Annotated in this window: 19 protein-coding genes and 1 tRNA gene; 9 read left to right on the top strand and 11 right to left on the bottom strand. The window is 47.1% G+C overall.

Annotation, left to right across the window (positions count from 1 at the left end; translation table 11 throughout):
* From crcB to lrp, 5 genes are all read right to left on the bottom strand, one after another.
* Positions 1 to 390: a fluoride efflux transporter CrcB gene (crcB, locus tag Q5L94_RS02075; protein WP_317496830.1), complete on the bottom strand. Its 390-nt coding sequence runs from the start codon at positions 388 to 390 to the stop codon at positions 1 to 3.
* A complete protein-coding gene (locus Q5L94_RS02070; RefSeq protein WP_317496829.1) occupies positions 383 to 1,669 on the bottom strand; it encodes a replication-associated recombination protein A in 1,287 nt (428 codons plus the stop codon). The genes crcB and Q5L94_RS02070 overlap by 8 nt, the downstream gene beginning before the upstream one ends.
* A gap of 59 nt (positions 1,670 to 1,728) precedes the next feature.
* Positions 1,729 to 2,331 carry an outer membrane lipoprotein chaperone LolA gene (gene lolA, locus Q5L94_RS02065; protein ID WP_317496828.1) on the bottom strand — a complete coding sequence of 201 codons (603 nt, stop codon included), beginning with the start codon at positions 2,329 to 2,331 and terminating at the stop codon, positions 1,729 to 1,731.
* 3 nt (positions 2,332 to 2,334) lie between these two features.
* Positions 2,335 to 4,743 (bottom strand): DNA translocase FtsK, encoded by a 2,409-nt coding sequence (locus tag Q5L94_RS02060; protein ID WP_317496827.1) that lies wholly within the window; start codon positions 4,741 to 4,743, stop codon positions 2,335 to 2,337.
* 94 nt (positions 4,744 to 4,837) lie between these two features.
* A complete protein-coding gene (gene lrp / locus Q5L94_RS02055; RefSeq protein WP_411161922.1) occupies positions 4,838 to 5,329 on the bottom strand; it encodes a leucine-responsive transcriptional regulator Lrp in 492 nt (163 codons plus the stop codon).
* A 141-nt stretch (positions 5,330 to 5,470) separates the two neighbouring features.
* On the opposite strand from lrp, the gene ald reads away from it, so the two are divergent.
* The 5 genes from ald (at position 5,471) to infA (ending at position 9,380) form a co-directional block, all read left to right on the top strand.
* Complete coding sequence (ald, locus tag Q5L94_RS02050; protein ID WP_317496826.1) at positions 5,471 to 6,598, top strand: alanine dehydrogenase; 1,128 nt, start codon at positions 5,471 to 5,473, stop codon at positions 6,596 to 6,598.
* A gap of 146 nt (positions 6,599 to 6,744) precedes the next feature.
* Positions 6,745 to 7,704, top strand: coding sequence for a thioredoxin-disulfide reductase (gene trxB / locus Q5L94_RS02045; protein ID WP_317496825.1), 960 nt, complete (start codon positions 6,745 to 6,747; stop codon positions 7,702 to 7,704).
* 9 nt (positions 7,705 to 7,713) lie between these two features.
* Positions 7,714 to 8,424: a leucyl/phenylalanyl-tRNA--protein transferase gene (gene aat, locus Q5L94_RS02040; protein ID WP_317496824.1), complete on the top strand. Its 711-nt coding sequence runs from the start codon at positions 7,714 to 7,716 to the stop codon at positions 8,422 to 8,424.
* Positions 8,424 to 9,152 carry an arginyltransferase gene (locus tag Q5L94_RS02035; protein ID WP_317496823.1) on the top strand — a complete coding sequence of 243 codons (729 nt, stop codon included), beginning with the start codon at positions 8,424 to 8,426 and terminating at the stop codon, positions 9,150 to 9,152. Before aat ends, Q5L94_RS02035 begins: the two co-directional genes overlap by 1 nt.
* A 9-nt stretch (positions 9,153 to 9,161) precedes the next feature.
* Positions 9,162 to 9,380, top strand: coding sequence for a translation initiation factor IF-1 (gene infA, locus Q5L94_RS02030; RefSeq protein WP_008489926.1), 219 nt, complete (start codon positions 9,162 to 9,164; stop codon positions 9,378 to 9,380).
* Positions 9,381 to 9,450: 70 nt separating this feature from the next.
* Here infA and clpA read toward each other — a convergent pair whose 3' ends face one another.
* Complete coding sequence (clpA, locus tag Q5L94_RS02025; RefSeq protein ID WP_317496822.1) at positions 9,451 to 11,721, bottom strand: ATP-dependent Clp protease ATP-binding subunit ClpA; 2,271 nt, start codon at positions 11,719 to 11,721, stop codon at positions 9,451 to 9,453.
* Between the two features lie 27 nt (positions 11,722 to 11,748).
* Entirely contained in the window at positions 11,749 to 12,057 is a 309-nt protein-coding gene (gene clpS, locus Q5L94_RS02020) for an ATP-dependent Clp protease adapter ClpS (RefSeq protein WP_011233927.1), read from the bottom strand.
* Between the two features lie 217 nt (positions 12,058 to 12,274).
* Between clpS and cspD the strand changes: the two genes are divergently transcribed.
* Complete coding sequence (gene cspD, locus Q5L94_RS02015; protein ID WP_011233928.1) at positions 12,275 to 12,490, top strand: cold shock domain-containing protein CspD; 216 nt, start codon at positions 12,275 to 12,277, stop codon at positions 12,488 to 12,490.
* A 77-nt stretch (positions 12,491 to 12,567) separates the two neighbouring features.
* Here cspD and yejK read toward each other — a convergent pair whose 3' ends face one another.
* Positions 12,568 to 13,611, bottom strand: coding sequence for a nucleoid-associated protein YejK (gene yejK / locus Q5L94_RS02010; protein WP_317496821.1), 1,044 nt, complete (start codon positions 13,609 to 13,611; stop codon positions 12,568 to 12,570).
* A gap of 67 nt (positions 13,612 to 13,678) precedes the next feature.
* On the opposite strand from yejK, the gene Q5L94_RS02005 reads away from it, so the two are divergent.
* The 3 genes from Q5L94_RS02005 to Q5L94_RS01995 all read left to right on the top strand — a co-directional run bounded on the left by Q5L94_RS02005 (position 13,679) and on the right by Q5L94_RS01995 (position 15,863).
* On the top strand, positions 13,679 to 15,313 hold the full coding sequence (locus Q5L94_RS02005) for a DUF3413 domain-containing protein (protein ID WP_317496820.1): 1,635 nt from the start codon (positions 13,679 to 13,681) through the stop codon (positions 15,311 to 15,313).
* A gap of 86 nt (positions 15,314 to 15,399) precedes the next feature.
* Positions 15,400 to 15,476 (top strand) — tRNA-Pro (locus Q5L94_RS02000).
* A gap of 225 nt (positions 15,477 to 15,701) precedes the next feature.
* Entirely contained in the window at positions 15,702 to 15,863 is a 162-nt protein-coding gene (locus tag Q5L94_RS01995) for a hypothetical protein (RefSeq protein WP_317496819.1), read from the top strand.
* 226 nt (positions 15,864 to 16,089) lie between these two features.
* On the opposite strand, the gene Q5L94_RS01990 is transcribed toward Q5L94_RS01995, so the two are convergent.
* From Q5L94_RS01990 to Q5L94_RS01980, 3 genes are read right to left on the bottom strand one after another with little or no spacing between them, the layout of a single operon-like run.
* Entirely contained in the window at positions 16,090 to 16,869 is a 780-nt protein-coding gene (locus tag Q5L94_RS01990) for a hypothetical protein (RefSeq protein ID WP_317496818.1), read from the bottom strand.
* 20 nt (positions 16,870 to 16,889) lie between these two features.
* Entirely contained in the window at positions 16,890 to 18,293 is a 1,404-nt protein-coding gene (locus Q5L94_RS01985; RefSeq protein ID WP_317496817.1) for a hypothetical protein, read from the bottom strand.
* A complete protein-coding gene (locus Q5L94_RS01980; protein WP_317496816.1) occupies positions 18,293 to 18,646 on the bottom strand; it encodes a hypothetical protein in 354 nt (117 codons plus the stop codon). Before Q5L94_RS01980 ends, Q5L94_RS01985 begins: the two co-directional genes overlap by 1 nt.
* Between the last annotated feature and the right edge of the window lie 137 nt (positions 18,647 to 18,783).

Genomic DNA, 18,783 nt, shown 5'->3' with positions numbered 1-18,783 from the left:
CTATTTAACCGTTGTTGAGTACAACATCATTGCCGCGAAAACAGCAGCAATACAAATAATTACATTAAAGGCAATGTGCAGAGCGGCTTTAAACAGCTCGCCCTGACTGGCTAAGGCCACAACCTCGACAGAAAATGTCGAGAAGGTTGTAAAAGCCCCCAGTAAACCAACCCCTAAAAATAAACGAGTGGTTTCAGAAACGGGTTGTTGCTCTGCGTAAGCCAGTAACAACCCTAAGAAAAATGAACCTATTATGTTAACGGTCAACGTGGCAAAAGGGAATGCCCGAAACCCAAATGATTGCATAGCCAGAACCATAGCAAAGCGTGCCGATGCACCTATTGCACCACCCGCGGCTACGCAAAAGAAATGAGGAAGGAGGTTATTCATCAGGCTCCCTGTGCCAGTCTGACTTTGAGTCCATATCCTGAAGCCAACGGAGCTTTTCCTGCAACTTTATTTCCAGACCGCGTGGCTCCGGCGTATAAAATTGGGTGTCGGCTATTTCTGATGGTAAGTAACGTTCACCAGGAACGTAAGCGTTAGGGTAATTATGTGCGTACTGGTAGTCAGCACCATATCCCTGAGCGTTGTGCACCTTAGTTGGTGCGTTACGCAAATGTTCAGGCACTGGCGCATCACTGTGTTCTTTAGCGGTTCTTAGCGCGCTTTTAAAGGCATTGTAAACGGCATTGCTTTTCGCTGCACAGGCGCAATAAATAACCGCTTGAGCAATGGCACGCTCACCCTCTGCCGGCCCCACTCTGTGGTACGTGTCCCAGGCATTCAATGCCAACTGTAATGCTCGGGGGTCAGCATTGCCTATGTCTTCCGAGGCGATAGCCAGCAATCGGCGGGCAATGACTAAAGCGTCCCCTCCACCGGTTAATAAACGTGCATACCAATACAAAGCGCCGTCGGGAGACGAGCCTCTGACAGACTTATGGAAAGCGGATAGAACATCGTAGTAATGGTCACCCTGATGATCAAAAGCCGTGGCTTTTTCACCAATAGCCGCAGTGATCAACTCTGGTGTAATTGGCTGGCTGCTGCTCTCAACAAAATCAGCAACCACTTCAAGGTAGTTTAATAAGCGACGCGCATCCCCACCGGCTAAATCCAGAAGTTTTGCCCGAGCTTCACCTTGCAGTTGCAACTGACGTTGACCAAGCCCCCGTTCCGAGTCTGTTAACGCGCTTTCCAGAGCCTGTTCAAGATCCGTTTTGGACAGTGTTTTTAATCGGTAAACCCGCGCCCGCGACAACAGTGCGTTGTTAAGCTCAAAGCCGGGGTTCTCGGTGGTCGCGCCAATAAAGACAATAGTGCCGTCTTCAATGTGAGGCAAAAAAGCGTCTTGCTGGCTTTTGTTAAAACGATGCACTTCATCCACAAACAAAATGGTGCGGCGCCCCTGCTGCTGAGCCAGCAACTTCGCTTCTTCAATGGCTTTTCGAATGTCTTTAACACCGGAAGTTACCGCACTAATGCGGCTGACTGTAGCATTTGCCTGGGTCGCAATAAGTTCCGCTAAGGTGGTTTTGCCGGTACCCGGGGGCCCCCATAAAATCATTGAATGTAAATGGCCCTGCTCTACAGCTACTCGCAAAGGCTTACCCGGAGCAAGCAGATGCTGCTGACCTACATACTCGTCAACCGAGCGTGGACGCATTCGCGCCGCAAGGGGCTTGAAATCGGGTTGAAAATCTAAGTCCAGGCCTGTCACAACAATTAACTTTGATCGTCGACGTCGACGTCAGCGGGAACGTCAAAAATAAATTGTTCGTCGCTGATGGCTTCATTTAGCGCCACATTATTCAACATCAGTTCAGTCCGCTCGCCCTGAGCCTGAATCATGGTTATCTCTGTGAGCTTCTCATCGGTAAATGTTAACTCCAGCTTGCTGCCATTCGTTTCATGCTCAACAAAGTAGCGGTTATCGCGAAAACTGACGTTGTAGTTCTGCCACTGATTACCGTTGCTGTCCAACACCAGCAGCAAAGGGCTGTCATCAACCATGTCCTGCTGTGCATAAATAGTCACTTGCTCGACAAAAGGATTGTAGTACCAGACCTTTTGGCCGTTAGCGACCATCACGCTTTCATCCGGCTCTTTCGTATGCCAATACAAATTAGCCGGTCGCTTTAGCTTTAATATGCCACTTAGTGTTTGTAGCACTTCGCCTTGCTCATCTTTTACTTGCTGTTCAAACTCTGCCGATAAGCTTTGAGTTTTCTTCAGTAAACTTTGCAGAGTCTGCTTGTCTGGCTCATCGCCTGAAGCAAACACATTAAACGAAACGGCCATAACCATGGCCAATAAAACTGCTTTCATGAATTAGTCCCTTGGAGCTCGTGGAGCCAGCACTTCGCGCTGACCGTTATTGCCTGCACTGGTTACGACACCGCTCACCTGCATTTGTTCGACAATACGGGCGGCGCGGTTATAACCGATACGGAATTTACGCTGTACACTCGACACTGATACCCGCTGGGTCTCAGTAACAAAGGCAACAGCCTCGTCGTACAAAGGGTCAGATTCAGCATCATCAGATTCCTGTTGTTCACCCGGTAGCAGCGCTTCTTCGCCCTGATCACCTGATAAAATTTCTTCCAGATAATTAGGTCGACCACGTTTCTTCCAGTCTTTAACCACCGCATGAACTTCATGGTCATCGACAAAAGCACCATGTACACGAACGGGAGAACCGCTACCCGGCGGTAAGTAGAGCATATCGCCCTGCCCCAGCAATTGATCCGCTCCTGGTTGGTCAAGAATGGTTCGCGAATCGACTTTTGAAGATACCTGGAACGCAATTCGGGTGGGAATGTTCGCTTTAATTAAACCCGTGATAACATCAACCGATGGGCGCTGAGTTGCCAAAATGAGATGAATGCCTGCTGCACGCGCTTTTTGGGCAATACGGGCAATCAATTCCTCGACCTTTTTACCGACAATCATCATCATGTCAGCAAATTCGTCTATCACCACCACAATATTCGGTAATTTTTCCAGCAGCGGCGGTAACTCATCCATAGAGTCGCCCGGCTTCCAGATAGGATCGCGAAGTGGCTCGCCCGCGTCTTTCGCCGCCTGAACTTTCGCGTTATAGCCTTTTAAGTTACGCACACCAAGAGACGACATTAGCTTGTAACGGCGTTCCATTTCACCGACACACCAACGCAGCGCATTGGCGGCATCTTTCATGTCAGTAACAACCTCGGTCAACAAGTGCGGAATGCCCTCGTAAACCGACAGCTCGAGCATTTTAGGGTCTATCATAATAAGGCGAACGTCTTCAGGCGTACTTTTGTATAGCAGGCTCAAAATCATCACGTTAACACCAACAGACTTACCTGAGCCGGTGGTACCCGCCACCAGTAAATGCGGCATTTTTCCCAAATCAGCAACTATTGGCGTGCCGGCAATATTTTTACCCAGAATCATCGTTAGTGGCGAACTGCTATTAGTGAACTGGTCACTATTAATCACTTCGCTTAACTGCACAATTTCGCGGTGTTTATTCGGCAGCTCCAGGCCAACGTATGACTTACCCGGAATTACCTCTACCACACGTACTGCAACCGCCGACAAGGTACGGGCAATATCTTTTGCTAAATTCGAAATTCTGGACACTTTAACGCCCGGCGCTAAGTCGAGCTCAAAACGGGTAATAACAGGACCCGGTTCAACGTGCGCCACCCGAACATCCACGCCAAAATCTTTCAGCACTGTCTCGACCGTTCGTGATACCTGATCCAGTTCTTCCTGGGTTACTGGATGCTCTTTTTTATTCGGTCTATCCAGAAGCTCTATTGACGGCAGCGGCGAAAGTGACTCCCCCTCGCCTGAATTAGCTTCTGATTGCGGTTCCTCTTCCGCAGGGAGTTCTGACGAAGACGGCGCGGCAACCGGCTTCTTAGGAGTGTCTTTTTTCGCAGCTGCCTGTTTGCTAAATTTAGGCGCATCGTTGTCTATGTCATCGTCTTCATCAACCGAGCTCATTGATGGTAGACTCAGAACAGGCTCTTGTTTGTCAGCCCCGAATAAGTCGCTACTGAGCGTTGTCGGTTTCTTTTCTTCAAAAGTCTGCTCACGCTCGCTGTCATCATAAGTTTTTGAGTGGTCTTCTTTATCTTCCGCTTCCGAACTTCCGCGACTTTGCCACAGAACTCTAACTTTTTCGGTTAACCACAAAGCCCCATCGATAACCCACTCACCGAGTTTATCTGCCACCTGCAACCAGCTTATTCCAGTCACTAAGGTTATTCCGGTAAAGAAAAAAGTCAGTAACAGCAGTGTCGTCCCGACGAAGTTCAGATAAGGAAGTAGAGACGCCGCAATCACATCGCCGATAACCCCACCGGCGGAAAAGTAATAAATATCATCGAAGTTAATAGAGGACAGTGCGGATGCACCAATAAGCGCGAGCATAGCGCCTATCATGCGCAAACTGACCGCAAGGTAATCCATTTCCAATAAATGGTAAGTTTTGCGGAACAATAAGTAGCCCAGGCCGACAAAGCCGAAAGGAATAAGGTAGGCAACAAAACCAAAAGCAAACAAGAATACATCTGCCATCCAGGCACCTACGGCACCGCCGGCATTATGGATGCTTCCCTCATAACCGGTCTGTGACCAGCTGGGATCAGCGGGATTAAAGCTCACCAATGACAAAAAAATGAAAATGGCCAGCGCACCACTTATCAGCAACCCTGCTTCTAAAACTCTTTGTACACCTGTCATTATCTTATTGCAGCGCCTTCGTTGGTATTCTTATTAAGATAAAATATCGAGATAAATTTTATCCGCATGATTGTAGCGAATATCAGCCTCAATGTTACCCCTTTACTAATACTTTATTTTCTTGTTTAACCTCTTCCATAACCACATAGGTTCGTGATTCATCAACCCCCGGCATCATTAACAGGGTTTCGCCTAATAATTTGCGGTAAGCGCGCATATCCGGCACCCGGGCTTTTATCAGAAAGTCGAAGTCACCCGCCACTAAATGACATTCAAGAATTTCGTCGGTTTTACGTGCTGCCTCACTAAATTCGGCAAAAGCGTCGGCTGAGGTTCGGGTTAAGGTAATTTCAACGAAAACCATCAGGTTTGCACCTAACTTCGCAGGGTTAATCCGGGCATGATAACTTTCTATAACCTGCTCTCGTTCGAGCTTTCGCACACGCTCCAAACACGCCGTTTGACTAAGCCCGACACGCCTTGCCAGTTCAACGTTCGACATGCGCCCATCATCCTGCAAAAACCGCAGGATCTTTCTGTCGGTTTTATCAATAGTGACTTCCGCTGGCTGCTCGGAATTAAACATAATAAATCCCTAAATAATTAATAATAATTAGTATATCACACCAAAAAATAACTTAAAAAAAGTAAGTCATGCACTATCGTTTGCGTCTATAATTTGCGCCAAATAATTCCCCCTTAAACACGAAAATGCAAGAGGCAGATAATGTTAATTGGTGTACCAAAAGAGATTAAAAACCACGAATACCGTATCGGCTTAACTCCGGCAGCTGTGCGTGAATATGTGGAAAATGGGCATGACGTCATTATTGAAAACAACGGTGGCGCAGCAATTGGTTTCACAAACGAGCAATACATGGAAGCTGGCGCAACTATTATTGATACACCAGAAGAGATTTTTCAGCGCGCCGATATGATTGTTAAAGTAAAAGAACCTCAGCCAAACGAATGTAAAATGCTTCGCGAAGGCCAAATTCTTTATACTTTCCTGCATTTAGCACCGGACCCAACTCAAACTGAGTTACTGGGTAAAGCGGGTTGTACTGCTATTGCTTACGAAACGGTCACCGATAACCGCAATGGTTTGCCTCTTTTAGCACCTATGAGTGAAGTTGCCGGTCGTATGTCAATTCAGGCAGGTGCACACTACTTAGAAAAAGCACACGGTGGCAGCGGTACCTTATTAGGTGGCGTTCCTGGCGTAGCACCGGGCAAAGTACTGATCATTGGCGGTGGCGTTGTGGGTACTAACGCGGCGAAAATGGCTATTGGCCTGGGTGCTGAGGTCACTATTTTAGATCGTTCTCTGCCTCGTTTACGTGAATTAGATGATATTTTCGCTGGTCGCGTACAAACGGTTTACTCAACCGTTGATGCCATCGATAAATACTCTCGTGAAGCCGACTTAGTGGTTGGTGCGGTTCTTATTCCGGGCGCAGCGGCACCTAAACTGCTGACTCGTGAAAACATCAGCAATATGAAGCCGGGCTCAGTATTGGTTGACGTTGCAATTGATCAGGGCGGCTGCTTTGAAACATCAAAAGCAACTACGCATCAGGACCCTGTTTACATTATTGATGATGTGGTCCACTACTGTGTAGCGAACATGCCGGGGGGTGTTGCCCGCACATCAACTATTGCACTGAATAATGCAACCTTGCCGTATGGTATTGCTCTGGCTAACAAAGGCGTGAAAGCCATGCTCGAAAACGAGCACCTGTTACGTGGCCTGAATATGCACAAAGGTAAAATTACCTACAAAGCTATTCACGATGATCTTGGTCAGCAGTTAGGTCTGGATTACCAGGACCCACGCGAAGCGCTGCAAGCATAATTACCAGGTTGTTCTGAACAAGCCCGTGAACAAAAGTTTGCGGGCTTTTTTATTGGCAGTTCTTGTTCGCTAAGCTTGTAAACCCTACAATCAACCCCCATAGCTAAATAACGAACAATCAAAAACGAATTAATGGAGTTTTCCTAATGGCTGAAGCCAAACACTGCAAGTTACTTATTCTCGGATCAGGTCCTGCTGGCTATACAGCTGCAGTCTATGCTGCACGCGCTAATTTGAATCCTGTTATGGTAACGGGTATGCAACAAGGTGGTCAGTTAACCACCACAACCGATGTTGAGAACTGGCCGGGCGACGCCGAAGGTTTAACCGGACCGGACCTTATGGTCCGTATGCAAAAGCACGCTGAACGCTTTGATACCGAAATTGTGTTCGACCATATTAGCAGCGTCGATTTTTCTAAGCGCCCTTTTCAGTTAAAAGGTGACGTTGGTGAGTATACCGCGGACTCAGTCATTATCAGCACTGGCGCATCGGCTAAATACTTAGGTTTAGACTCAGAAGAAGCTTTTATGGGTAAAGGCGTTTCAGCTTGTGCAACGTGTGACGGATTTTTCTACAAAAAGCAAAAAGTTTGCGTAGTCGGCGGCGGTAACACCGCAGTTGAAGAAGCGCTTTACCTGTCAAACATTGCCAGCGAAGTACATGTTATTCACCGTCGCGACACTTTCCGTGCGGAGAAAATCTTGGTTGACCGCCTGCATGAAAAAGAGAAAAACGGTAACGTTACCTTTCATCTGAACAAGACCTTAGATGAAGTTCTGGGTGACGACGCCGGTGTTACTGGCGTTCGCATTAAAGACACGCAAGACGGCAGTACCAAAGATCTGGAAGTAGCAGGCTGCTTTATTGCCATAGGCCACCAACCTAACACCGGTATTTTTGACGGTCAGTTAGAGATGCAGGACGGCTACATTCAGGTGCAGACCGGGCTTCAGGGTAATGCAACAGCAACCAGCGTTCCAGGCGTTTTTGCGGCCGGTGACGTAATGGATCACATTTACCGTCAGGCAATTACCTCTGCCGGCACGGGCTGTATGGCCGCATTGGATGCCGAGCGTTACTTAGACGCACTGACTAAGTCTTAGTCTTTTAACGTGATTGTTCAGCTTGATCCGGCATCAATAAGCTTTCCACCCGCAGCGACAGCTTTGCATGAGCCCAATGGACTACTCGCTGTCGGTGGAGATTTGTCGCCGGCTCGGCTGATACACGCCTATCAACAAGGTATATTTCCCTGGTTTTCGGAAAATGATCCAATTTTGTGGTGGTCCCCTAACCCCAGAGCCGTATTCTTCCCCGACCAAATCCATACTAGCCGATCTTTAGCTAAGACCAATCGTAAGCCAAACTGGCAAATGAGCATCAATTGCAATTTTGCTGAAGTGGTTCGCGCCTGCGCAGACGAACGCGCGGATAAAGAAGGTACCTGGATCACGGAAGAAATGATTGAAGCTTATTGTAAGCTTCATCAGTCAGGTCACGCCCATTCCGTCGAAATTTGGTTCGACAATGAACTCGCAGGCGGTTTGTACGGTATTTCAGTAGGCCGTGCTTTTTGTGGCGAAAGTATGTTTCACTACAAAACCGACGCGTCAAAAATAGCCTTGTTACGTTTCGCTCAATATTTTAAAAAGCATGGCGGCCAGCTAATCGATTGTCAGGTAGGAAATCCGCATTTATTTTCATTAGGTGCTGTTAACCTTCATCGGGAACGCTTTTTAATGAAACTCAATATTGCACAGCAAAGAGAGATGCCGGATATTTTTTGGCAAGCTCGTGAGCTTTCTCACTCTGGAGAACTGTAGTGCAATTTGGTGTGACGAAAGAAAGCCAGTGCCACTATTTAACCGACCAGGAAGAGCGACTCGTTGTTGCCCTGCCTAATGAACTCGAAAGCCTTAATGCAGACGCCTATCAGCAACTCATGCAATACGGCTTCCGGCGCAGCCATAATGACGTGTACCGTCCTCACTGCCGGCTTTGTACTGCTTGTCAGTCGCTTCGTGTGGTCGTGCCCGAGTTTCGCTTTAGTAAAAACCAAAAACGAATTCTAAAAAAGAATGACGACTTAACACTGCAGGTTAAGCAGCAGCCGAAATCTGAATACAGTCAATTGTTTTCACAGTTTATTGAGCAACGACACGCGGATGGGGAAATGTACCCACCCGACCCGGACAAATTCTGGAGCTGGGTAGATTGTGACTGGTTAACTCCCGAGTTATTAGAATGGCGCAATGCCAGCAATGAATTAATGATAGTTTCGGTAGTTGATCGCACTGCTGAGGCAATGTCCGCGGTCTATACCTTTTTCCATCCCGATGAGGAAAAGCGTTCGCCGGGCACCTTCGCTGTATTAGAAATGATTCGATTGGCTCAGGAACGAGAAGTTGCCAGACTCTATTTGGGTTACCAAATTGATGACTGTAAAAAGATGAATTATAAAACTCGATTTGCCCCATATGAACGACTGGTTGGCAATCATTGGAAAAAAGAGCTAAAATCGCACACACTTAAAGCTCAAAACAAAGATTAGAGGATTTTAATGGCGAAAGAAGACAGTATTGAGATGCAAGGAACGGTTCTTGACACCCTTCCTAACACTATGTTCCGAGTAGAATTGGAAAATGGTCACGTAGTTACTGCCCATATCTCAGGAAAAATGCGTAAGCACTATATCCGCATCCTGACCGGCGATACCGTGACTGTGCAGTTAACTCCTTACGACCTGACCAAAGGCCGCATCGTCTTCCGCGCACGTTAATCCGCACTGAGGATTAAAAAAAACCGGCTCCATTTAATGAGCCGGTTTTTTCATTTATGCCGAAGACGTATTAACTTTCGACGGTTTCATTTTTGCTGTCGTAATCAAACTGCAGTCCGTCCATGCCATCAGCAGTCACTTTAACACTACCACCACTGGCCAGTTTCCCGAACAGAATTTCGTTGGCTAAGGTTTTCTTCAGGTGTTCCTGAATAACCCGACTCATTGGGCGCGCACCCATTTCTTTGTCATAGCCTTTTTCTGCAATCCAGGCATGAGCAGAAGGGTCAACCTCGAGCGATACGCCTTTTTTATCTAACTGAGCCTGCAGTTCACAAATAAATTTATCGACAACCTGTTCCAGTACTTCCGGTGAAAGATGGTTAAACCAGACAATACCATCCAGACGGTTGCGAAACTCCGGTGTGAAAATATTATTAATTTCAGCCAACGCATCGAAGCTGTGATCCTGCTGCTTAAAGCCAATAGACTTACGCACAGTTTCACGAACACCCGCGTTGGTTGTCATAACAATAATTACGTTACGGAAGTCAGCTTTACGGCCGTTATTGTCGGTTAGGGTGCCGTTATCCATCACCTGCAACAGAATGTTAAACACATCGCTGTGGGCTTTCTCCAGCTCATCCAACAGCAACACGCAATGTGGCTGCTTGATTACAGCGTCGGTCAACAAACCGCCCCGCTCGTACCCTACATAACCCGGAGGTGCCCCAATTAGGCGGCTGACCGCATGGCGCTCCATATACTCCGACATATCAAAGCGCACCAGCTCAATGCCCATGGCTTTAGCCAATTGCTGTGTTACCTCGGTTTTACCAACACCTGTTGGTCCGGCAAAAATAAACGAACCTATTGGCTGGTTATCGTTGGCAAGCCCTGAACGCGACAAGCGAATAGCACCGGTAAGTTTATCAATCGCTTCATCCTGACCAAACACCACCATTTTCAAGTTGCGATCGAGCTGCTTCAATAAGTCTTGATCAGACCGAGAAACCGATTGCTCCGGAATACGGGCTATTTTGGCGATAATGGTTTCAATATCAGAGACCCCCACGGTTTTACGGCGCTTAGAAGGCGGCAATAAACGCTGAGAAGCACCGGCTTCGTCCATTACATCAATGGCTTTATCGGGCAAATGACGTTCATTAATGTATTTAGCAGAAAGCTCTGCTGCCGCTTTAATAGCCGGTTGCGTGTAACGAATACCATGGTGGCTCTCGTAACGTTCTTTAAGACCCATCAATATTTTAGTTGTGTCTTCAACAGAGGGCTCAACCACATCCACTTTCTGGAAACGACGAACCAGCGCTCGGTCTTTTTCAAAAACGTTCTTAAATTCATTGTAAGTAGTGGAGCCAATACACTTAAGCTGCCCGCTTGAAAGCAACGGCTTAATCAAGTTAGAAGCATCTAAAACGCCACCGCTGGCGGCTCCGGCGCCAATAATTGTGTGAATTTCGTCAATGAACAGAATGGCATGTTCTTTTTCCTGCAACTCTTTCAACAGCATTTTGAAGCGCTTTTCAAAGTCACCACGATATTTCGTGCCCGCCAGAAGGTCGCCCATGTCCAATGAATAGATGGTGGCATCCTCGAGGATCTCTGGTACTTCCCCTTTAATAATGCGATAAGCCAGGCCTTCTGCGATAGCGGTTTTACCCACACCGGCTTCACCCACTAACAACGGATTATTCTTACGACGACGACACAGAATTTGCGCGCAACGTTCCAGCTCAAAATCGCGGCCAATTAACGGGTCAATTTTGCCTTCCTTTGCTTGCACATTCAGGTTGGCACAAAAGCGTTTTAAATAGCTTTCCTGCTCCTCGCCACCCTTAACAGCTTCTTCTTCCGCCATTTCTTCATCCATAGGTTCATCGTCATCGCTACGAGAAATACCATGAGAAATGAAGTTAACGATGTCCAGTCGGGTAATATCGTTTTTACTCAGCAAATAGACGGCCTGAGATTCCTGTTCACTGAAAATGGCAACCAATACATTGGCGCCCGTTACCTCTGCGTTACCAGATGACTGAACATGAAATACTGCGCGCTGTAAAACTCGCTGAAAACCAAGCGTAGGTTGAGTATCCGGACTTTCTTCTTCGGGACCAAACAGTGGCGTACTGCGATCAATATAACTTAACAGTTCTTCTTTCAATTGTTGAAAGTTTGCCCCACAAGCTCTAAGCGCTTCCGACGCATCTGGGTTATCCAGTAATGCAATGAGCAAGTGTTCAACTGTCATCAATTCATGATTACGTTCGCGCGCTAGCCGAAACGCATCGTTTAGCGTTAATTCAAGGGCTTTATTCAACATAGACCACTCCTTACCAGCCAACCCGGATCATTCTTGCTCCATGGTGCACAATAATGGATGCTGATTTTCCCGGGCATACTGATTTACCTGTACTACTTTAGTTTCGGCGATTTCCGCAGAATAGACACCGCAAACGGCCTTTCCTTTATAATGCACCTGTAACATGGTGTCCGTGGCGCGCTCCTGATCCATCTTAAAAAATCTCATCAATACTTCAATCACAAAATCCATAGGCGTGTAATCATCATTATTAATAATGACCTTATACATGGATGGTGGCTTGAGCTCCTGCTTTTCCTCTGTATCGCTAAGGTGCTGGTGATCAAACTGACTCATTTATTAACAACCTGCCATAATAATAGTTTTAAATTTAGCAAAAAATAGAAAAAAGCAACCAAAATATTAACAATCTAGGTTACTTTTTAAACTTTAGGGCTTGACTAATCACTCACGTCACCTAGAGTTAAACATGGTGCTAAATCGGCGATTTTTCAAGCCACCGCACCTAATAATAATAAACTATCTATCTGTTGCAGAAGAAGGATGTAGAAGTATGGCTACCGGAAAAGTCAAATGGTTCAATAATTCGAAGGGCTTCGGCTTTATCGAAAGCGAGGACCGCGAAGGTGATATTTTCGCTCACTATTCAACCATTGAAATGGAAGGCTATCGCACACTTAAAGCGGGGCAACCCGTAGAGTTTGAACTCGAAGAAGGCCCTAAAGGTTTGCATGCCAACAACATTGTTCCCGGTGCTGCCGATAAATAACATCGGCTAAACCAAACAATTTAAGTACTTTCAAAACGCCGGCTTGTCCGGCGTTTTAATTGACTTAATCACTCCAACTAACTATCTATACCAAAATAGCGCCGTAATTGATCACGTAAATTTGGCGGCGTACCATTAATTGTTAACGTATCCGTCGCCGCGTCATAATGCACTCTCTCTCCCAGGGCTGTGTGATCAAAGCCAACGCTGACGCCTCCACCTTGCCCCTGAAACTTAACCAACTTACGTAATGTCGACTTATCAGCCGGAAAGTCATCGACTAATTCGCGTGAATTCTGTTCAGCAAAATCCTTTGAGAAACTCTCAAAGCTTTTTTCTACCGGGTACTGCTCTGCAAATTGCTCTGATAGATCTTTAATTTTTACTGTGTCTCCCTGCTTCCATTGGTCGTCACAATACTCATAAGCCGCTTTGTTCAGCGCTTGCCGTTGTTCCGTTTCCAATTCCGACTGTTTCGCATATTCTTGTACGGAATCGACTAACTGTTGTGTGTGAGCTTTTGAGTTTAAACGCTCAGTACATCCCAGAAAATCGAGGAAGAAATCTGAAACCTTGCGACCGGCGCGTCCTTTAATAAAGGAAATATAGCGCTCACTTTCCGGAGATGTTTTCCACTCGGTTAAGTCGATACGAGCCGCCAGTTGCACTTTTGTTATATCTAACTGCGACGAGCGGTCAACAGCCAGCTCGGGGTTTATCGTTACCCCCTCTTTAACGGGTAAGAAACAGACCAGTAGATACTCAGTACTCAAATGCTGGTAGCGGGTGACTAACAAAAAGCCTGCTTCTAACAAATTATAGTTTTGCAGTTGTTCCAGCAATAGCTTGGCAGATTGCTGACTGAATTCGACAAAGTCCAGTCGCCCGTCATACCAGGAGGTTAAATGCTCAGGGAAGGGACCGGGCTCTCCCTCTTCGTCATCTTTAAGAAAACTCGCATAACCTTTTGCCGGTTTGCTGGTATACACGTCCGTTAATTCGACTAACAAATCGTGCAACTGGTCATCTTCCGTTAACGCCGAAGGAGCCAAACGAAGCCCGACTTGTCCGTCATTTTGATAAAACTGGTGAATAATACTTTCTTCTATCCGCAATTGCATAACGGGGACTATCCTTGCTGTTTTGCTGTGTTACTATAATGCCATTGTAACACGGGACTGACGAACGATGGGAAAGTACCAACGTAGGGATAAAATTGCCCGATTAATAAGCTGGGGACATTGGTTTACCTTTGCCAATATCGTCCTTTGCCTGTTTATTGGACTTTTGTATATTGAAGCGGCCCCGAAGTCCTCCACGGCTATCGGTAATCTCTACATGCTCGTCAGCTGGATAGGCCACTTTGCCTTCCTGCCTTTTATATTCTTTATTATTCTGATATTCCCATTTTGCCTGGTTGTTCCCTACTCCAAAATATTACGGGGGTTTGCCGCCCTGATAGCCTCATTCGGCCTGATAGCGCTTATCGCAGATGCGCTGTTCTTTCGTCAATACGGGTATCATTTGAACACCTATTCTATGGCGCAAATGACTCGCGATGCAGAAGCGGTTTTCACAGGAGCAAGTTTCGTTATTATTTCCGGCGTGCTGTTAGGTTTTTTACTCACTGTCGGGATACAGCTGCTGTTGGCTAACCTCGCCTGGAAGCGCCTGGAATACCTACAACAACGAAGAATCGGCGCTCCGGTCACAGTCATTTTCCTTTTATGCTTTTTCGTTAGTCACAGTATTCATGTTTGGGCTGACGCGGTGTTGTACGATCCTATTACCCAACAAGACGACATGTTTCCTCTGTCCTACCCAACAACGGCAAAAACATTAATGGCTAAGCATGGAGTCATTGATGTTGAGAGCTACCAGGCCAGACAACAAATGCTGATGGCTACCGATAAAATAAAACTTAAGTACCCTCAGCAACCACTTTTGTGCTCTAAAACAGACTTTCAGCAATCAACAACCCTCATTCTATTTGAGCGTAGCAGTCGCGAAATTCAGAAAGAGCTGGAAACTCTGGCAGCCAAACATCAACTAGAGCGACCTCAGCTTAAACTATTGGCTCATCCGAACCGCGACGGCGGATTATTTCAGGTGCTTTATGGCTTGCCCGACTTTTATCAGGAGTCCATTGAGCGACAGCAGCTGAAGCCCGCTTACCTTAAGCCGCTTAACGACTTTAATTTTGATGTGCGTTGGTATCACAGCGAAAACTGGGGCAGCTCTTTGAGTCTAAGTCAGTTTCATCCTGACTGGCAAAGCCAGCAGTTGACTGAGTTTACCTCTCACCCTCAGAACCAAATTAATGTCATTTTAATTGCTGAAGAAGATATTTCTACTTTAAACAAGGTCCTTCAGCAAACCGGAGACCAACAACTGCTGCTCACAGCGTTGTCTCCTGCGCAAAGTGAAGAGTTATTGGGTAACAAGCAATTTGCCCTTGAAAACATGCAAGTTCCGCTTTGGCAACGACATTACCAACTTGCTGACCAACCTATTGCCGGACTTATGGATTTGGTTCCAACCATGCTGGAAGATCGTATCTCCTGCGCGGGTTCTCATAAAAATTACACCAACGGCGAAAGCCTGCAGACACCTAAGCGCAGCTGGCCGCTAGTTGAAACCTACAGTCCTTTTATTGTTATTTATGACCAGAAAGAGATTACGATTTTAGATAATAGTGGTCAATTTAGCGTATACAGCAGCGGCGATTTTGAACTGAAAAAACAGGCCGAACCGCCCGTTCCGGTGCTTATCGACGCACTGAAAGACCTAAAGCGCTTTAGCGAAACTGAAAACAAGGAGTAATTGTCGAAAATAGCAGCAGTTGAGCGTCGGAGAGCGTGTTGAGACTTGCTAATTCGGCTTAATCCAGTAACATAGCAGTCCTCGGTCGGCGTGTGGCGCAGCTTGGTAGCGCACTGTCATGGGGTGTCAGGGGTCGGAGGTTCAAATCCTCTCACGCCGACCAATAAATCAATATAAATCAGGGGTTTAGGCGAATGTCTAAGCCCCTTTTTTATGCCCTTAGATTATTTTGTAATAAGTGAAGCCAAAATGAAGCCACTTATAACGCTACAATGTTTTAGCCCTGCTTTGGTTGTCGTCAATCTCTCACGCTTCAATAATCCGCTGTCTTATTCCACACCCACAAAGCCCGCGCTAACCTATCGTTTTAGTTTTCGGAGCATAGGGAATGGATAACGAAACGGATCAGGCGTTGGTGTGGGTAAATACTGAAATAAAAACTTTCGAGCAGACTATCGAGCAGATACACGCCCATCTGTTCGAGTTGTATCAGCTTCGGGCTGAACTTCTGAATAATACCGCCGAACATAGCCACGAAAACGCTCACTAATATAATGCGCGTCTAACTGGTTAAGTTCGGCCATTTGTTTAGTCATCTTGCCGCATCGTAGCAGGTCATCAAAAGCGTTTTTCTGTTCAATCAATAGCTTTTTATCTGCGTTGGGCTTTTCGTGTAGGTAGTCGTCCGCGTCTTTAAGAAAAAGAAACAAGGCCGCCCGTACCATTTTAAGCTCTGGCGTTTGGGCGGCTATGCTATCAGGTGAGCAGAACAACGGTTAGCCCCACTGCTGTGATGCGTTTTGCTCGGCTTGCTCTGCTAACTCTTGGTAATGGCTACGTACTTTTTTCGCTGTTACTGTGTCGTCCATGCTTAACAGGTCGTTGTACGAACTGAATACAAGCTCATCAGCGCGTTTTAATTCACGTTCAAGCGCCAGCAAGTCGGGACGGTGTGCGTTTAATGCCGCTGCTCTGTAGTTTTGCTGTTGCTCTTTAGTCAGACCAACGGCGATTGGGTTAGCGTCTAGGATTGCGGCCAATACATTGCCGTCAGCATTCCCTATTGCACTGTTAATGGCTTCGCTTCGGTCGGCTGGCTTCATTTCACGCAATACGGCGCGGATCTCTTGAGCGTCTTTAGTGTCGTAGCTAATTGACTCCCGAAACTCGTCCTCAACCTGCTGTAAACGGATTCTAATCGTGTTACGCGCTCGGTCGTTGGCCGTTGCGTGGCGCTGCATTGATTGATCATACTCTCTTGCCACCTTGTTTAGGTGCTGGTACTGCGTGTCGCTCGGGTGCTGATTATCACGCATCTTTATTAGGCGTTGCGCCGTTTCAGCCATACCACGTTGAGCCGCTAAAACACTCAATAACGAATGGTCGCCATCGTAGCCGTATTTTGACAATTCTTTCTTAAAGCCAACTTCCCATTTATCCGATGCTAGGCGGTCGGAAACTTCAACCGCTGGCAAAGGCTTCTTAGCATCGGCGCTGGTGTCGTGTCTAACGGCTAATTTGCCGTCGCGATATTCTACGTCTGTTCTATATGTCATGGTGTGTTACCTCTTGTTGGTTAAAATGCGATTCTTACGCACTTTGCTGGAACTGGTTTGCGGTCAGCTATATAAATTAGCCCCGCTGTTGCGTTTGCGCGGTCATCAGAACCGCCTACGGGGTGATCTATCTTGTCTACACCGCTTCGGCTGGTTCGGCGCTCAAGTCCGGCAAACTGGTTTAATAGCTTCGGGTCGTTTGGTAGCTCTACCCGTCCAGTGTTAAGGATTGGTAGTGCGTGCTGATAAAGCTGTGAGCGGTTGCAGTCGCTATATTCGATTCGTATACCGTGGCGCTGGAACTCGTCTGCTGGCCATTGTCCGGCGTATTTATCACTGGTAGCGGTTCGCACTTTGTAGGCTTTCATAACCTCGGCGTATTCCTTTGCGATTTCAGCGGGGCTACCGCGTTGCGCTTTTAATACGTCTACTACTATTAAGTCCTGCCCGCGCTCTTTGTGACCAATGGCTAAGCAAAATTCATCTTTGCCACCGCCTGCAGGGTCAATAAAGGCTTGATAGCTTTGGCTACGGTCGTAAGGTAATTCGGGCGGTTTGGTTCGTGCTAAGTCCTGCAGTAGGTCACGGTCAATAAACGCCGCTATGTCGTTACGGAACTCGCCGTACCATTCACTGGCTGCCGCTTCGGGGTCGTCCTGCATGGCTTCATCAATTACCCGCTTATCTAAAGTCGGGTTAAAGTCTTTCGTACCGCCCTTAATTACCAAGCAATCCGAGTCTTTGCCGTAGTGCTTCTGATAGCGGCTATAAACAAGCCCTTTTTTTGCGTATGGTGAGCTAATGACGATAAGCATACCGCCGGTAGTCGCAAGGCCAGGAACTGCAGCGCGGTATATTTCAACGTCAGGATTAGCCGTACTTTCGCTACGGAAAAAGCACGCTTCGTCCATCAATACTGCTAATAGTGTCCTGCCACGAATCGCCCTATAACTGGCGGTTGTTACCTGAATCACTACACGGTTTCTAAGCTCTATACTGTCGGACGTGTAACGCTCTACCATTCCGGCCAGTGCTGGGCTTTGCTCGAACAGTCCACGAATATAGTTAAGACTTACAGCGGCTTGGTTACGGTCGGTTGCGATTAAAGCAATTACGCCACGTTCGCCGGTGCTTAGCTTTTCGGTGAGTCCGTCCAATTCAGCGCCCACGGTTGCTAAGTAAACGGCCATGCCCGCCGCTCTGTGTGTCTTTGCACTACGGCGGCCAGCGATTACAACAAACTCACTTACACGCTTTTCTGGTGGCTTGCGTCCACCGGCTAAACGGGTAAAGGTTTCTAGCTGGTCATCGTCTAAGGGCAACCCAAAGGCGGCGGCTGTGATTGCGTCCCACGTCTGCCAGCTATCACCGGTAAAGGTATCGCCGCAAAGCTCGGGATTACGCATAAACTCTAGGACGTCCATTATTTAGCCTTGCTTCGTTGTATGACTGCCTGCAGAGTCGTATCACGCGCAACGCGATCAAGCCCGAGGGTTTTATAGAGTCCTATCAGGCTGTTAATGCTTTGGGTTAGCTTGCCGGTGTCTACCTCTGCGCCGTTTGCTAAAGCTGCTTCTTGTTGCTCTATCAAGGCTTCCATGTGGATAGCTCGGCGGCATAGGCTGGCGCGTTGGTAGGATAGGCCTTGCAAGCCTCCTAAATCGCTTATAAGCGCGTTATGACGTTCGGTTAGCGCCTTTGCTACGCCCGTTCGCTTGTCTAGCTTGTCGAGCCAGTCATGGGTATATTTAGGCGGTATCGTTTGGCATTTACTCATAATTGGATCAGGATTGCCCCGCATACGCCCAAAGTGATGACGCCTGCAGTAATAGCAACGCCACTAATCGAATATAAAAAAACCTCTTTAACGTCTTGTTTGCTCATAACTTGCCCCTATGTGCCATGTATCTAGTA

The organism is Idiomarina sp. Sol25, from assembly GCF_033052775.1.
In the GTDB taxonomy this organism is placed as follows: domain Bacteria; phylum Pseudomonadota; class Gammaproteobacteria; order Enterobacterales; family Alteromonadaceae; genus Idiomarina.
This window is presented reverse-complemented; position numbering and strand designations above follow the sequence as displayed.

What these genes read in the sequence shown, in the direction of transcription:
- infA (WP_008489926.1), top strand. Translation starts at nt 9,162, where the DNA reads ATGGCGAAAGAAGACAGTATTGAGATGCAAGGAACGGTTCTTGACACC.
- Q5L94_RS02060 (WP_317496827.1), bottom strand. Translation starts at nt 4,743, where the DNA reads ATGACAGGTGTACAAAGAGTTTTAGAAGCAGGGTTGCTGATAAGTGGT.
- clpA (WP_317496822.1), bottom strand. Translation starts at nt 11,721, where the DNA reads ATGTTGAATAAAGCCCTTGAATTAACGCTAAACGATGCGTTTCGGCTA.
- Q5L94_RS02005 (WP_317496820.1), top strand. Translation starts at nt 13,679, where the DNA reads ATGGGAAAGTACCAACGTAGGGATAAAATTGCCCGATTAATAAGCTGG.
- crcB (WP_317496830.1), bottom strand. Translation starts at nt 390, where the DNA reads ATGAATAACCTCCTTCCTCATTTCTTTTGCGTAGCCGCGGGTGGTGCA.
- Q5L94_RS01985 (WP_317496817.1), bottom strand. Translation starts at nt 18,293, where the DNA reads ATGGACGTCCTAGAGTTTATGCGTAATCCCGAGCTTTGCGGCGATACC.
- clpS (WP_011233927.1), bottom strand. Translation starts at nt 12,057, where the DNA reads ATGAGTCAGTTTGATCACCAGCACCTTAGCGATACAGAGGAAAAGCAG.
- Q5L94_RS01980 (WP_317496816.1), bottom strand. Translation starts at nt 18,646, where the DNA reads ATGAGTAAATGCCAAACGATACCGCCTAAATATACCCATGACTGGCTC.
- lolA (WP_317496828.1), bottom strand. Translation starts at nt 2,331, where the DNA reads ATGAAAGCAGTTTTATTGGCCATGGTTATGGCCGTTTCGTTTAATGTG.
- Q5L94_RS02070 (WP_317496829.1), bottom strand. Translation starts at nt 1,669, where the DNA reads ATGCGTCCACGCTCGGTTGACGAGTATGTAGGTCAGCAGCATCTGCTT.
- lrp (WP_411161922.1), bottom strand. Translation starts at nt 5,329, where the DNA reads ATGTTTAATTCCGAGCAGCCAGCGGAAGTCACTATTGATAAAACCGAC.
- Q5L94_RS01990 (WP_317496818.1), bottom strand. Translation starts at nt 16,869, where the DNA reads ATGACATATAGAACAGACGTAGAATATCGCGACGGCAAATTAGCCGTT.
- Q5L94_RS01995 (WP_317496819.1), top strand. Translation starts at nt 15,702, where the DNA reads ATGGATAACGAAACGGATCAGGCGTTGGTGTGGGTAAATACTGAAATA.
- cspD (WP_011233928.1), top strand. Translation starts at nt 12,275, where the DNA reads ATGGCTACCGGAAAAGTCAAATGGTTCAATAATTCGAAGGGCTTCGGC.
- ald (WP_317496826.1), top strand. Translation starts at nt 5,471, where the DNA reads ATGTTAATTGGTGTACCAAAAGAGATTAAAAACCACGAATACCGTATC.
- trxB (WP_317496825.1), top strand. Translation starts at nt 6,745, where the DNA reads ATGGCTGAAGCCAAACACTGCAAGTTACTTATTCTCGGATCAGGTCCT.
- yejK (WP_317496821.1), bottom strand. Translation starts at nt 13,611, where the DNA reads ATGCAATTGCGGATAGAAGAAAGTATTATTCACCAGTTTTATCAAAAT.